Origin of the sequence: Pedobacter deserti, from assembly GCF_024436415.1 — a bacterium.
GTDB classification, from domain to species: Bacteria; Bacteroidota; Bacteroidia; order Sphingobacteriales; family Sphingobacteriaceae; genus Pedobacter; species Pedobacter faecalis.
Genome location: NZ_JAFMZQ010000002.1, coordinates 248,398 through 262,033, shown reverse-complemented (window position 1 = coordinate 262,033; position 13,636 = coordinate 248,398). Strand labels below are relative to the sequence as shown.

10 protein-coding genes are annotated in these 13,636 nt (G+C 46.9%); 6 read left to right on the top strand and 4 right to left on the bottom strand.

Translation table 11 applies throughout. The features are described 5' to 3' along the window. Positions 1-120: 120 nt before the first annotated feature. Entirely contained in the window at positions 121-3,036 is a 2,916-nt protein-coding gene (locus J3P40_RS16205; RefSeq protein WP_256007307.1) for a TonB-dependent receptor domain-containing protein, read from the bottom strand. Between the two features lie 231 nt (positions 3,037-3,267). On the opposite strand from J3P40_RS16205, the gene J3P40_RS16200 reads away from it, so the two are divergent. From J3P40_RS16200 to J3P40_RS16190, 3 genes are read left to right on the top strand one after another with little or no spacing between them, the layout of a single operon-like run. Further along, positions 3,268-5,625 (top strand): penicillin acylase family protein, encoded by a 2,358-nt coding sequence (locus J3P40_RS16200; RefSeq protein WP_256007306.1) that lies wholly within the window; start codon positions 3,268-3,270, stop codon positions 5,623-5,625. Positions 5,626-5,628: 3 nt separating this feature from the next. Then, the gene (locus tag J3P40_RS16195) at positions 5,629-5,979 is read left to right on the top strand and encodes a hypothetical protein (RefSeq protein WP_256007305.1); all 351 of its coding nucleotides are present in this window, start codon (positions 5,629-5,631) and stop codon (positions 5,977-5,979) included. A gap of 45 nt (positions 5,980-6,024) precedes the next feature. Continuing rightward, a complete protein-coding gene (locus J3P40_RS16190; protein ID WP_256007304.1) occupies positions 6,025-6,999 on the top strand; it encodes a LuxE/PaaK family acyltransferase in 975 nt (324 codons plus the stop codon). Here J3P40_RS16190 and tyrS read toward each other — a convergent pair whose 3' ends face one another. After that, positions 7,000-8,286: a tyrosine--tRNA ligase gene (gene tyrS, locus J3P40_RS16185; protein ID WP_256007303.1), complete on the bottom strand. Its 1,287-nt coding sequence runs from the start codon at positions 8,284-8,286 to the stop codon at positions 7,000-7,002. It lies immediately after the preceding gene. A gap of 74 nt (positions 8,287-8,360) precedes the next feature. Between tyrS and J3P40_RS16180 the strand changes: the two genes are divergently transcribed. The 3 genes from J3P40_RS16180 to dapA are packed head-to-tail and all read left to right on the top strand — an operon-like array spanning position 8,361 to position 11,976. After that, the gene (locus tag J3P40_RS16180) at positions 8,361-9,032 is read left to right on the top strand and encodes a hypothetical protein (protein ID WP_256007302.1); all 672 of its coding nucleotides are present in this window, start codon (positions 8,361-8,363) and stop codon (positions 9,030-9,032) included. 19 nt (positions 9,033-9,051) lie between these two features. Beyond that, positions 9,052-11,082 carry an NAD-dependent DNA ligase LigA gene (gene ligA / locus J3P40_RS16175; protein ID WP_256007301.1) on the top strand — a complete coding sequence of 677 codons (2,031 nt, stop codon included), beginning with the start codon at positions 9,052-9,054 and terminating at the stop codon, positions 11,080-11,082. A 3-nt stretch (positions 11,083-11,085) separates the two neighbouring features. Beyond that, positions 11,086-11,976 carry a 4-hydroxy-tetrahydrodipicolinate synthase gene (gene dapA, locus J3P40_RS16170; RefSeq protein ID WP_256007300.1) on the top strand — a complete coding sequence of 297 codons (891 nt, stop codon included), beginning with the start codon at positions 11,086-11,088 and terminating at the stop codon, positions 11,974-11,976. Positions 11,977-12,043: 67 nt separating this feature from the next. On the opposite strand, the gene J3P40_RS16165 is transcribed toward dapA, so the two are convergent. Both J3P40_RS16165 and J3P40_RS16160 read right to left on the bottom strand, forming a co-directional pair. Beyond that, positions 12,044-12,220 (bottom strand): BF3379 family histone-like protein, encoded by a 177-nt coding sequence (locus tag J3P40_RS16165; protein WP_256007299.1) that lies wholly within the window; start codon positions 12,218-12,220, stop codon positions 12,044-12,046. A gap of 173 nt (positions 12,221-12,393) precedes the next feature. Continuing rightward, on the bottom strand, positions 12,394-13,635 hold the full coding sequence (locus J3P40_RS16160) for an aminotransferase class I/II-fold pyridoxal phosphate-dependent enzyme (RefSeq protein ID WP_256007298.1): 1,242 nt from the start codon (positions 13,633-13,635) through the stop codon (positions 12,394-12,396). Position 13,636: the final 1 nt, after the last annotated feature.

The window sequence follows — 13,636 nt, the reverse complement described above, 5'->3', positions numbered from 1 at the left end:
GACGAAGCGATGCCGGAGCGAACACGACTGAAAGACGAAGGAAAGCCGAAGAGATAAAGGTCTTTCAAAAGAAAATCCCCGGTGTTTGCCGGGGATCTGGATTAGCCTGTTTAGAACAACCTATGGGTTGTATGTAAAACCTACATAGTACAGTGCGCCTACAGACGGGTTACCGTAAGAGGTAAAATAGTACTTGTTCAGGATATTGGTACCGCCTATTTTGATCATGGAGTTTACAGACGGCACTTTGAAGTTAACCTGTGCATCGGCTGTGCCAAATGCAGGCACTGTTCCGGAAGCAAATGATGAGGTCCAGTAGAACGAATCCTGCCAGCGGTAGTTTACATTAAAGCCCACATTTTTAACAATCTCCCGGTTACCCAAACCAACGTTATACCGGATGGTAGGTGTGTTGAAGTCGTTCAGGAAGCCTGCGGGAAGATCGCCGATCTCGTTGTACGACACGTTTCCAGACAGGTTATATTTGGCGATCAGGTAATCGATACCCAATGCAGCTCCGTAAGTATCCACCTCGCCGTCGGCGTTCACAGGTACTCCAAACTTTTGGAAGGCTTGTCCGCGACGCTGGTAAACCTCTACTGCAGTAATGAAGTTCTTGTAGGTGTTATAGTATGCATACGCATCGATGAGCAAGCGTCCGCCTAACAATCCTTTATAGCCGATCTCGTAGGCTTTAACGCTTTCCGGAACAACGCCTCTTGGATCAAACTGATAGGCCTGTAACAAGCTCTCGTTGGGCGTACCAGCGATGGCGGAAGCGACGAAAGCACGGTAACTTGCGTCGGTATACGGCCTGTTATTGTACAAATCGTACTTAGAGAGAAGGCTCGGCAAGCCTCCGATAAGCTGGAGCTGACCGCCACCAACGGTAAGATCAATGTATTGGTTTTGGGTGGTAGGGTTGCGGTAGCCGGTTTGATAAGACACGCGGATGTTGTTGTTTGGCGCCACGGTATAAACTCCGGAGATCCTTGGTGTTAAGCGGCCTTCGAAGTTCTGATTCTTATCGTACCTGCCCGACAAAGAAAGCTTGAATTTGTCTTCGAAGAATTTCTTCGACAACTGTCCGAATACGCCATATTCGTCGATATCTATTTTGTTGGTGCGGTCGTCAAAGATGGTTCCGTTTGAACGGAGCTGGAAGATGCGGTAAGAGCCCCCGATCTGCAATTCGACGACATTGTTTAACAGGTTGGAAAAGTTGTACAGTCCCTCGTAATGGTAAAGGTTGGTTCTGTCGTCAAATTTTGCACCGTAAACCCCGGCAGCACGGTCTGTACTTACAATCGTAGTGTTGGCGATACGCGTGCGAGCCTCCTCAAATGCCGGTGTTCCCGGTATCAGCCGGCCTTGGTCGGCAGCAGCACGCGCGGCAGCATGTGCCTGAGCATCTGTAAGTCCGGCCGGGTTTAGCTTGGCACCTATATACGTTCCGATGTATTGCGGAAACCAGTCTTCCGAACGTTTGTAGGTTTCGTTAATGAAAGCGCCAACGATGGAGGAGATATATGAATCGCCGGAGCGTTCCTGGGTAGTATATCCGCGCACGAAGAAGTCCTCCCCTTTTAATTCCAGCTTATACTGACCGATGCTGAAGTTACGCAAAGAATAACGGTCGGTACCGGTATAAACAGAGGTTCCGGTTCCCCAGTTGATTTGAGCGATACCTTCAATACTGGGCGTAAATTTATAGTGCAGTGCACCAGATGCTTTCATCGACTCGGTATTGTAATCGACCAGCGTGTTTTCGTTGTACCCCGTTCTTGTCACCTCCTGATTAGGCAGTACAGCGGGGTTGGCGAGTCCAAAATAGAAGGGCAGGTATTGATTGGCCACCGCACTACGGAGCGGTGCAGGAATTGGGAACGAATTGATCGCAGTTAAATAGGTAGCATAGCTTGAACCGGCAGGCACGTTGTTAAGTGCAGCTCTCGGGTCGAACAAACCACCTGACGCGCCCAGAATGCCCTGCCGAACAGCTGGCTCAATGCTCTGACCTACGATGGCGCGCATATTTTGTGAAGTTTCGTCGCCATACACGTTAATACCGTCATACGCAGGATCCGAGTTCCGGTCGCCCGCCTTCTGCGTGCGGCTGGTACGGTCGAAATTGCTATAGTTGGATGCCTGCCAGTCTTTGGCCTGCAGGAACGAGAAGGTGCCCTTTACCGCCAGTTTATTGTTCCACGCTTTTGCCATACGCAGATCGAACTGGTTATATTGTTGTGTACCAGTCTCATCGTCGTTGACATGGTTGATACCTGTTTTGAACTGAAAGCTTGGTCCCTGATAGGTGAACGGGTTCTTGGAGGTCATGAGCATGGTTCCGTTGATACCGCCGGCGCCATACAGGGCGGAAGCGGCACCTGGAAGGAGTTCCACGTTATCCACGTCAAGGTCGTTCAGTCCGATAATGTTGCCTACTGAGAAGTTTAGTCCTGGTGCCTGGTTGTCCATTCCGTCGACATACTGATTGAAGCGGATGTTTCCGTTGGAGTTAAAGCCCCTGGTATTTATAGATCTGAAGGTAAGGCTCTGTGCGCTTGTTTCAACACCCTTTAGGTTTGCCAGTGCGTCGTAAAATGACGGTGCAGGGAGCTCCCTCAATACTGCAACACCCATCCGTTCAATGGATACCGGCGATTCAAGGATACGCTCGGGCGTACGTGATGCAGACACCACGACTTCCTGGCCGAGTATGACGCCACTCTCGAGTTCGAAATTGAGGCTGGTGCTTGCTGCAGTTACTTCCTGTTCGATGGTATTGTAACCCACATAGCTGATTACAAGAGTAAAAGGAAGTTTCTGACTGGTACTGAGCGCGAATTTTCCTTCGGAGTTTGTGGCTGTGGCAGACGTTGTGCCTTTGACCGTTATGCCAACGCCGGGCATGGGTTCCCTGGTGGCCTTGTCGATCACAGCACCACCAATCGTTACATTCTGTGCTAACGCCACGAGCGCCGAAACACAAAGCAATACCATTGTAAAAACAGCTTTTGTAAGAGTGTTTGTCATAAATCTATATTTGGGTGAATTTTAATTTAAATCTAGCACATTTCCGCAATAATCCAAACTTAGTTAAGTGTACCGAAAATTAAATAAATTATTAAATTGCAGATCTAACCCGCTTTTACACTTTTAGTAAAAGCGTAATTGCCTGAGCAGATGATAAACAAGGTCAAAGCATTCATTAGTGTTGTTATTCCTGTTTTTTTAGGTTTTTTATGTAATTCTAAGTTTGGGGATATGCCCCCCCTGCTGAAGTTTCTTAATCCGTTTACAGGTTTCTGGCAGAACGCGGAAAGATATAGCGTGGATAAAAGCCGCAAGTTGGTACTCAAGCATGCGCATTCGCCTATTGACATTGCTTTTGATGACCGTATGATTCCACATGTATTTGCGCAGAATGATCATGATGTATATTATGCACAGGGCTACGTAACAGCTATGCACCGCCTGTGGCAGATGGACTTTCAAACCAGATTTGCCGCGGGACGCTTGTCGGAAGTAGTGGGTGCAAAAGCGGTCGAGCTTGACCGCTATCAGCGCCGTATGGGCATGGTATACGGGGCAGAGAATTCGCTGGCCGGAATGATGGCCGACCCCAAGTCGAAAGAGATGATCCTGGCTTACACAGAGGGTATAAACGACTATATTGGTTCGCTCAATGCGGCGCAGCTCCCATTGGAGTATAAGCTGCTGGATTTTAAACCGGAAAAATGGACACCCTTAAAGTGTGCGTTGCTCCTCAAACAGATGTCGGCCGTGCTTGCCATGGGTTCCGATGAACTTTATATGACGAATATCCGAAATACCTTCGGATCATCTGCGGTTGCGGATTTGTTCCCTGACTACCCGTTTCGTGAAGACCCGATTATCCCCGTGGGAACTACATGGGATTTCGAGCCGCTGGCCGTGCCTTCCACGCCGCCGGATACTGGTATAAGTTCAGTGTATAATGTGCGAACCAAACAAAAAGAGGAGGGGATCGGAAGCAATAACTGGGCGCTTTCAGGCGCTAAGACGGCTTCTGGCTATCCGATTCTGGCCAATGATCCGCATCTGGATTTGTCGCTCCCCTCCATTTGGTACCAGATTCAACTGCATGCTCCGGGTTTAAATGCCTATGGCGTTTCATTGCCGGGCGCGCCGGGTATAATAGTTGGTTTTAACAAGCGTATTGCCTGGGGGGTTACCAACGTGGCGGCGGATGTGCTGGATTTTTATTCGGTAAGGTTTAAGGACGAGACTTATACGAGTTATTGGTATGATCATAAGTGGAAAAGCACAAAAATGGTCAGGGAAAAGATTCGGGTGCGCGGAGGCAAAACTGTAACAGATACGGTGTACTATACCCATCATGGCCCTGTAGTTTACCTGAGGAAACCGAACGGTTTCAACAGATCTGAAAACATCCCCTCGGGCAGTGCCTTGCGGTGGATTGCCCATGAGCGTTCTAACGAACTGAAGACGTTTTATTTGCTGAACCGGGGAAATAATTATTCAGACTACCGGAAAGCGCTGGAGTATTTCACTGCGCCGGCGCAGAATTTCGTGTTTGCTTCTGTAGACAACGATATTTCGATCACGTCGAATGGTAAGTTTCCGCTTAAATGGAAAAATCAGGGAAAGTTTATTTTGGATGGTTCAAGAAAAGACAATGACTGGCAGGGATGGATCCCTGCGGAGCATAACCCCACGGTGAAAAACCCGGCACGAGGATTTGTGAGCTCAGCGAATCAGTCGCCAACAGACCCTGGCTACCCTTACTATATTAACTGGGAGTTCAGTCCTTTTGAACGAGCCAAACGTATTAATGACCGGCTGAGCACTATGAAGCGCGCCACTGCAGATAGCATCAGGCTGATGCAAACGGACAATTACAGTGTCCATGCTGAGCTCGTGCTCCCCGCCATGCTAAAGCTGGTCGACAGCAGCAAGCTTAATGCGACACAGCAGGAAGCGCTCCATTTGCTTTCGGTTTGGAATAAGTGTTATGATAGCGCTGAAATTGCGGCCAGTGTATTCGATTTCTGGACAAAACGGCTGCAATTTGCCATCTGGGACGATGAGTTTACTGTTAAGGATATGCCGATGCGATATCCGTCGAGAGACCGGACGGTTAAGCTGATCCTCGAAGAACCTGATTCGCGCTGGGTTGACGACGTTCGTACACCTGCCCGTGAGACACTATCTGATCTGGTAAGTGCGTCGTTTAAGTACGCCTGCGATACACTTGAGCGCAAATATGGGCCTATTGGTGAGCACTGGGCCTGGGGCCGGGTGAAGAATACCAGGGTTCAGCATCTGGCAAGGATACCGGGTCTTGGATCGGAGCCCTTGGTAACAGGTGGAGGAAAGATGACGATCAACGCGATGAACGAGGGCAACGGACCTTCATGGCGCATGGTTGTAGAACTTGGTAAGACACCGAAGGGCTACGGGGTATACCCGGGCGGACAATCGGGCAACCCGGGCAGCCGCTTTTATGACAACATGATAAACAAATGGACTAAGGGGGAGTTATTTGAACTTCTGTTTATGGAATCGCCGAATGACAGCCCAAATAAGGTGATATCAAAAATTAGCGTGACTAGCAAGTAAAACATGGTATTCATTATTATAATCGTCGCTGCGTTTTTGCTGCAGCTTGTGCTACCCTGGTGGGTGGTTATCGTGATCTCTTTCGCCGTATGCGGACTGCTCGGAAAAACGGGTCGGATCAGCTTTTGGTCGCCTTTCTTTGCGGTCTTGTTGCTCTGGACAGGTATGGCCTTGTTTAAGAGCTTGCCGAACCATCATGTGCTGGCTTCGAGGATTGCCGTGATGCTGGGTTTGAAGCTATGGTGGCTGGTACTGTTAGTTACTGCGGTACTTGGCGGATTGGTTGCCGCGGTAAGCGGCTTTTGCGGCTATAGTTTCAGGAAGGCGATTCTGGCGAATAAACACAGTCAGTAGATTTTTATTCGCTTTCTGTTATGTATTTTTGCCGTTGTGAAAAACATGACGAAGGAGATTTTTTCGATAAAAGATGAAGATGGTTTCGAGGCGATTGCTCTGAAAATTTTTGCCTTTCAGGCCGTGCATTGTGAGGTATACAAAAAGTATTTGTCGGCACTGGGCATTAGCCCGCTTGACGTGCGGCGCTTACATGAAATCCCTTTTCTTCCCATTGGTTTTTTCAAGACTCAGGAGGTGGTCAGTTCGACAGATCCGGTACAGGTGGTATTCAGCAGTTCAGGCACTACTGGCATGATACAGAGCAGGCATTTGGTGACTGATATTTCGGTGTATGAGGAGAGTTTTCTGCGCGCGTTTAATTTGTTTTATGGTGACGTTGAGGAGGTGTGTTTGCTTGCCCTGCTGCCCTCCTATCTGGAGCGCGAGGGTTCTTCGCTGATATATATGGTTGACGCCTTACTTGCCAAAAGCAGGCATACAGACAGTGGATATTTTTTGCATAACCATGATGAGCTATATGAGGTTTTGATAAGGCAGCGACAAGCTGGACAGAAGACTGTGCTGATCGGGGTAACTTATGCACTACTCGACTTCATTGAGCGATTCAAACCTGATTTCCCCGAACTGATTGTCATGGAGACCGGAGGTATGAAAGGTAAAAGGAAAGAAATGGTACGCGAGGAGCTTCACATGGCCTTGTGCAATGGCTTTGGTATTGCGGGGGTGCATAGCGAATATGGGATGACAGAACTGCTTTCGCAGGCATATTCCCCCGGGGCGGGAATTTTCCATTGCCCGCCCTGGATGAAGGTTCTTGCCCGGGACACCAACGATCCGCTTACTTTGTTGGAGGCCGGAAGAACCGGCGGAATCAACATTATTGACCTGGCTAATGTCAATTCCTGTTCGTTCATTGCCACTCAGGATCTCGGCCGCGTGTATGTAGATGGCTCGTTCGAGGTGCTGGGCCGCTTTGACAATGCCGATATCAGGGGCTGTAATCTGCTGGTTGGTTGATTATTCTGCGATCAGCAAATAGTAGTTCTTCTTCCCTTTCTGAACAATGATGAATTTTTCGTTCAACAGATGACCTGTGTTCAGTAAGGCCGAGGGGTCAGTAAGTTTCTCTTTATTAACGGAGACGCCTCCACCCTGAATTAACTTTTTAGCTTCACCTTTAGATGAAAAAACTTTGGACTTTTCGGCGAGTAATGTCGCTGCGTCAAGTCCTTGCTCCAGTTCCCTTTTTGATATAGGGAATTGGGAGATACCCTCGAAAATTTCCATCACCTGCTGTGCGTCCAGTGTCCTGAAGAATTCCAGCGAGCCGTTGCCAAATAAAAACTCTGAGGTCTTGATCGCTGTTTCCAGGGCATCTTCGGAATGGGTCCGGATGGTTATATCTGAGGCCAGCGCCTTTTGCAGAATGCGCAGATGCGGAGCTTCATTATGCTTGGATTCAAGGGTTTCTATCTCTTCTTTTGTTTTGAGGGTAAATATCCTGATCCATGTCTTGGTATCTTCATCGGAAGCGTTTAGCCAGAACTGGTAGAATTTGTAGGGTGAGGTCTTGTTTGCATCAAGCCAAACCGCGCCGCTTTCAGTTTTGCCGAATTTGGTTCCATCGGTTTTCTTGATGAGCTGGGTGGTAAGCGCGTAAGCTGTCCCGGCATCCTTGCGACGGATCAGTTCTGTTCCGGTAACGATATTTCCCCACTGGTCTGAGCCGCCCATTTGTACCAGGCAGTTATGGTTTTTCCACAGGTAGTAAAAGTCGTAGCCCTGTATAAGCTGGTAGCAGAATTCTGTAAATGACAGACCTGAATCACCTTCCAACCGGCGTTTAACACTGTCTTTCGCCATCATATAATTGACGGTAATGTGCTTCCCGATATCCCTGATGAATGTAAAGAGGTTCATATCCTTGAACCAATCAGCATTGTTGATGATTACAGCGCTGTTTGGGGAATCATTAAAGTCAAGAAAACGGGATAACTGCTTTGTTATCGAGTTAAGGTTATGTTCAACCATCTGCTCAGTTTGAAGGTTCCGTTCGGCTGATTTTCCGGACGGGTCGCCCACCATACCTGTAGCCCCCCCTACAAGTGCGTAGGGCTTATGACCGGCCCGCTGAAAATGAATGAGGGTCATGATCTGCGTAAGGTGACCAACGTGCAGCGCATCTGCAGTAGGATCAAAGCCGATATAACCCGAAGTCATACCTTCATTCAGCTTTTCCTCTGTTCCGGGCATAATATCCTGCAGCATTCCTCTCCAACGGAGTTCTTCAACAAAATTGGTCATGTGATTTACTTTTGCGCAAATATAGGAAAAGCTGTAAAAATGGCTATTTTTAGCTGATCAACTTCCCATTATCTATGAATTTTCTTTCGCATTACTATTTTGAACGGGACAACCCTGACGATAACATGGTGCTGGGCGTGGTCTTGCCCGATCTGATTAAGAATGCGCAAAAGAAAAACCTCTATCCAGACAAATTTCCGGAAGCATTCCTGGATGATGAAAGGCAGATGGCCATTCTAAAGGGCTGGGAACGGCATTTGGAGGCTGACCGCATTTTCCATTCTTCTGAGTTTTTTACATTCTATACCAATGAACTAAAACTGCTTACTGCAGCGGCCTGTAAAGGCAGTGTGGTAAAACCATTCTTTCTAGCTCACATCGGCCTGGAGCTTATGCTAGACCATCTGCTGGTAAGTGAAGGGATGGTTACACCGGAACGTTTCTACGAACATTTGGAGTCGGCCGACAGGGAAGCATTGGATATTTTTCTCTTAAGAAGTGGTTTGGATAGTACCGCCCCCTTTTTCTCCTTTTTCGACTCGTTTATTTCAAGCAGGTATTTACTCAGCTACAGGAAACTTGAAAATATTACCTATGCACTGAACCGGATATGTATGCGTCTATGGCCAAATCCTTTCACTGATAGGCAGCAGGAGATGCTGACACAAAAACTGGAGGAGTTCAGGGCCTTCATTTGCAAGGATTATTTCTCAATCTTTAAGATCATGGAAAAGCAGATGCGCTAAATATTGTATCTTCGCACATATGTCAGCATCTGAGGTTAAAAATACAATGGACGCCCTTGTAAGGGAACTGAATCAGCATAATTACAATTATTATGTACTGGCAATGCCTACGATTGCTGATTATGATTTTGACCTGAAGCTCGCTGAACTGGCGCGATTGGAAAAGGAACATCCGGAATTTGCGGATCCCAATTCTCCTACACTTCGGGTGGGTGGTGAGATTACCAAAACTTTCCTCACCATACCACATAAGTGGCCGATGCTCTCGCTGGGAAACACCTACAGCGAGCAGGAACTTCGTGATTTTGATGAGCGGGTTAGGAAGGCTCTGGGTAGTGATTTTGAGTATGTTTGTGAATTAAAGTTCGATGGCTTATCTATCAGCCTCACTTACGAGAACAGAAGGCTTGTTAGGGCCGTTACGCGAGGTGATGGATCGAAAGGTGATGATGTAACGACTAACGTAAGGACAATCCATACCATTCCGCATCATCTGCATCCGGGAGATAAGGTAACTGATGTACCGGATTTGTTTGAGATAAGAGGTGAGATTTTTATGCATCGCGCGGCGTTTGAACGCCTGAACAAAGAACGCGAGGAACTGGGGGAAGTGCGGTATGCGAATCCGCGAAACTTTGCTGCCGGTACGGTTAAGATGCAGAACTCGGGCGAGGTAGCCCGGAGGCCACTCGATTGCTTCCTTTATGCGTTGCACACAGATAAGACGCTTTTCAAAACGCATTTGGAAAGTCTGCAAACCTTGAAAAAATGGGGCTTTCATGTTTCTGAACATACGAAACTGGCTTCGGGCATTGATGATGTGCTGACATTTGTGAGGTACTGGGAAACAGAACGCTTCAACTTGTCGTACGACATAGACGGGATCGTAATTAAGGTGAATAGCTACGGGCAGCAGGAGGAACTTGGATTTACGGCAAAATCGCCCCGATGGGCCATTTCGTTTAAATATAAGGCTCAGGAGGTCGAGACAGTCCTGGAAAAGGTTACTTACCAGGTGGGGCGTACAGGCGCGGTTACACCGGTAGCTAATTTAAAACCTGTGGTTCTTGCGGGTACGACCGTGAAACGGGCGACTTTGCATAATGCAAATGAGATAGACCGGCTGGATTTGCATGAGGGGGACACTGTAGTGGTTGAAAAAGGCGGCGAGATTATTCCGAAGATTACAAACGTAAATCTTGATAAGCGAAAGCCGGATAGTATGGGGATCGTTTATCCTTCGGTATGCCCGCGTTGCGGTACAGCGTTGATCAGAAAGGAAGGTGAAGTGGCATACTATTGTCCTAACGACGAGGGTTGTCCGCCGCAGATTGTTGGTAAGATTCAGCATTTTATAAGTCGGAAGGCTATGAATATTGATGGCTTAGGCGATGAAACTATTGAAACTTTTTATCAAAAGGGATTGGTACGTCACATCAGCGATTTGTATTCGCTTCATCAGAAAGCTGACGAACTGAAGATGCTTGATCGCTTTGGGGAACGTTCTATTGAGAATATGCTCCACGGGATTGAGGCATCGAAGCAAATGCCTTTTGAGAAGGTATTGTTCGGGCTGGGCATCCGCTATGTAGGAGAAACGGTGGCGCGAAAACTGGCTGCCGGATTAAGGAATATCGAAAACCTGATCGGTGCGTCCGCTGAGGAGCTTACCGCTGTGGACGAAATTGGACAGCGCATAGCAGAAAGTATCATAGAATATTTTAGCAAACCGGAGCATGTAGCTCAGGTGGAACTGCTGAAAAGTTATGGTTTGCAGTTTACTGCGACCGAAAGCAAAATTGACCGGCAAAGTGACAAATTAAACGGAAAAACATTTGTAATTTCGGGAGTTTTTGACGGCTACAGTCGCGATGAACTAAAAAATATAATAGAAGCCAACGGGGGTAAGATGCTTAGCGGCATTTCATCTAAATTAGACTATTTGGTTGCTGGTGATAACATGGGACCTTCTAAACTGGAAAAGGCTAAGAAGCTTAATGTACCGCTGATTGCAGTGGTAGATTTAATGGAGATGTTGAATAATAATTAAGAAATGAAAAAATTTCATGGTACTGGTGTAGCGTTAGTTACGCCATTTAACGCAGATAGGTCGGTAGATTATGATGGTTTGAAAAACCTGATCAATTATCTGATCGACGGGAAAGTGGAATACCTGGTGTCTCTTGGCACAACAGGTGAAGCATCAACACTCAATAAGGAAGAAAAGAAAAAGATCTGGGAATTTACAGCGGAAATAAACGGTGGAAGAGTGCCGCTGGTTGCAGGCATTGGCGGAAACGACACCGCAGAAGTGGTACATAGCATACGTAGTTTTAATGCCATTGGATATGACGGTATCCTTTCGGCCAGCCCTTATTACAACAAGCCTACACAGGAAGGTATTTACCAGCACTACAAGGCTGTTAGCGAGGCTACTGAACTTCCGATCATATTGTATAATGTGCCGGGACGGACAGCGAGCAATATGACCGCTGAGACCACATGCAGACTTGCCACAGATTTCTCTAACGTGGTGGCGGTGAAAGAGGCCTCGGGGAATTTTGACCAGTTCAATCAGATTATGAGAGATAAACCTGAGCATTTTATGCTTATTTCGGGCGATGACCCGATCGCGTTGCCTATGATATCTCTTGGCGCTGTGGGTGTTATATCGGTTGTGGGTAATGCTTTACCTGAATCTTTCTCCCGAATGATCCGTTTGTGTCTGGAAGGAAATTATTCGGAAGCTTTACCGATTCATCTGGATCTGATTGATTTTACGAGGATGATATTTGCAGAAGGGAATCCTGCAGGCGTTAAAGCAGCATTGAAGCACTACGGCGTATGCGCCGACCATGTGCGGTTACCACTCGTCAGTGTATCTGAGGGCCTCAGGGCATCGATTGTCGGGGAACTTGCCGACAGACTTAAAGTAGTGGTTTAGAATCACATCAAAAAACAAGCCTGCAAGAGTCATCATGCAGGCTTGTTTTTTGAATCAATAAAGCGTATTAACCTTTATTTTTTGCTTCCTGAATCTCAAGACGGATGGTTTGAGCAAGGTTCTTAAGATCTTGCATACCCTTGCGCACTCTTGTTCCGGCAGCGCTGTTTGACTTGTTGTAGAACTTATCTACATCTGCCTCTAAAGAAGCAATGAGCTCCTTTACCTCATTAAATTTTTTCATCGTTAACTTACTTTTAGGTTCTTTAAGGTTTTGATTATTACGGTATTACTAATGTAAGCGGTTTGAATCAATAAAAAAATTTTTGCCCCCCGATTTGAATGTAAGCAATCTTGTTTTTTTCCACAATTTGGAAGGTTATGAACATACCGGTCGCTTTTCAGCACATTTAAAAGTTAGGCTACAGAAGGCTGGCTCGTTTTGTAATGTCCTTTCACAAGCTTTTCAGACACTTCGCTAAACGCCTCAAGTGTGCGTTGAACATCTTCAAGGCTGTGAGCCGCTGTAGGGATTAACCTTAGTTCTATAAGCCCCTTAGGAATAACAGGGTACACAACTATTGAACAGAAAATACCGTAGTTTTCGCGTAGATCCATGGTAAGCGCTGTTGCTTCCAGCAGTTCGCCTTTCAGGAAAACCGGAGTTACCATAGTATTTGTTACCCCAAGATCAAAACCTCGCTCACGGAGCCCGTTTTGCAGGGCGAGCGCTACGGTCCACAGTTTTTCGCGCAAGGCCGGATTGTTCTTGAGCAGTTCGAGCCGTTTGAGAAGTCCAATAACCATTGGCATAGGCAATGCTTTTGCGAAGGTCTGCGACCTCATATTATAACGAAGATAGTTGGTTATATCTTCGGTAGAAGCTACGAATGCACCTATACCGGCCATAGATTTAGCAAAGGTGCCAAAATAAACATCTACGCCTTCAATACAGTCCTGGGCCTCATGAGTGCCCGCTCCGGTCGGCCCCATTGTTCCAAAGCCATGCGCATCATCAATCAGCAGACGAAACTGAAATTGCTTTTTCAATTCAACCAGTTCCTTCAGCTTCCCCTGTGCTCCTGACATTCCGAAAACGCCTTCGGTAATCACCAGAATTCCTCCTCCAGTTTGTTCAGCTAGCTTTGTAGCGCGCTCCAGCTGTTTACGTGCACTTTCGATATCGTTATGTTTGTACACAAAACGCTTACCCATATGCAAACGTAGTCCGTCGATAATACAGGCGTGAGACTCTGCGTCGTATACAATGACATCGTTACGGTCGACCAGGCTATCGATAATTGACACCATACCCTGATAACCATAATTTAACAGGAAAGCATCGGGCTTACCTACAAAGGCCGCAAGTTCCTGCTCAAGTTGCTCATGATATTTTGAATTACCTGACATCATCCTTGCTCCCATCGGATATGCCATTCCAAATTCTGCTGCTCCACGCTGATCGGCTTCTCTTACCTCTGGATGATTTGCCAATCCTAAATAGTTATTCAGACTCCATACCAGATGTTCTTTACCGCGAAAATTCATATGTGGTGCAATTTCCCCTTCAAGTTTGGGAAAGGAAAAATATCCATGTGACCACTTTTGATGCTGGCCAATCGGCCCCATATGTTTCGCTATCTTTTCAAATATGTCCAAT

Bases quoted from the DNA above. Each gene is read 5' to 3' on its own strand.
- J3P40_RS16200 (WP_256007306.1), top strand. From the start codon at position 3,268: ATGCCCCCCCTGCTGAAGTTTCTTAATCCGTTTACAGGTTTCTGGCAG.
- ligA (WP_256007301.1), top strand. From the start codon at position 9,052: ATGTCAGCATCTGAGGTTAAAAATACAATGGACGCCCTTGTAAGGGAA.
- J3P40_RS16190 (WP_256007304.1), top strand. From the start codon at position 6,025: ATGACGAAGGAGATTTTTTCGATAAAAGATGAAGATGGTTTCGAGGCG.
- J3P40_RS16195 (WP_256007305.1), top strand. From the start codon at position 5,629: ATGGTATTCATTATTATAATCGTCGCTGCGTTTTTGCTGCAGCTTGTG.
- J3P40_RS16205 (WP_256007307.1), bottom strand. From the start codon at position 3,036: ATGACAAACACTCTTACAAAAGCTGTTTTTACAATGGTATTGCTTTGT.
- J3P40_RS16165 (WP_256007299.1), bottom strand. From the start codon at position 12,220: ATGAAAAAATTTAATGAGGTAAAGGAGCTCATTGCTTCTTTAGAGGCA.
- tyrS (WP_256007303.1), bottom strand. From the start codon at position 8,286: ATGACCAATTTTGTTGAAGAACTCCGTTGGAGAGGAATGCTGCAGGAT.
- dapA (WP_256007300.1), top strand. From the start codon at position 11,086: ATGAAAAAATTTCATGGTACTGGTGTAGCGTTAGTTACGCCATTTAAC.
- J3P40_RS16180 (WP_256007302.1), top strand. From the start codon at position 8,361: ATGAATTTTCTTTCGCATTACTATTTTGAACGGGACAACCCTGACGAT.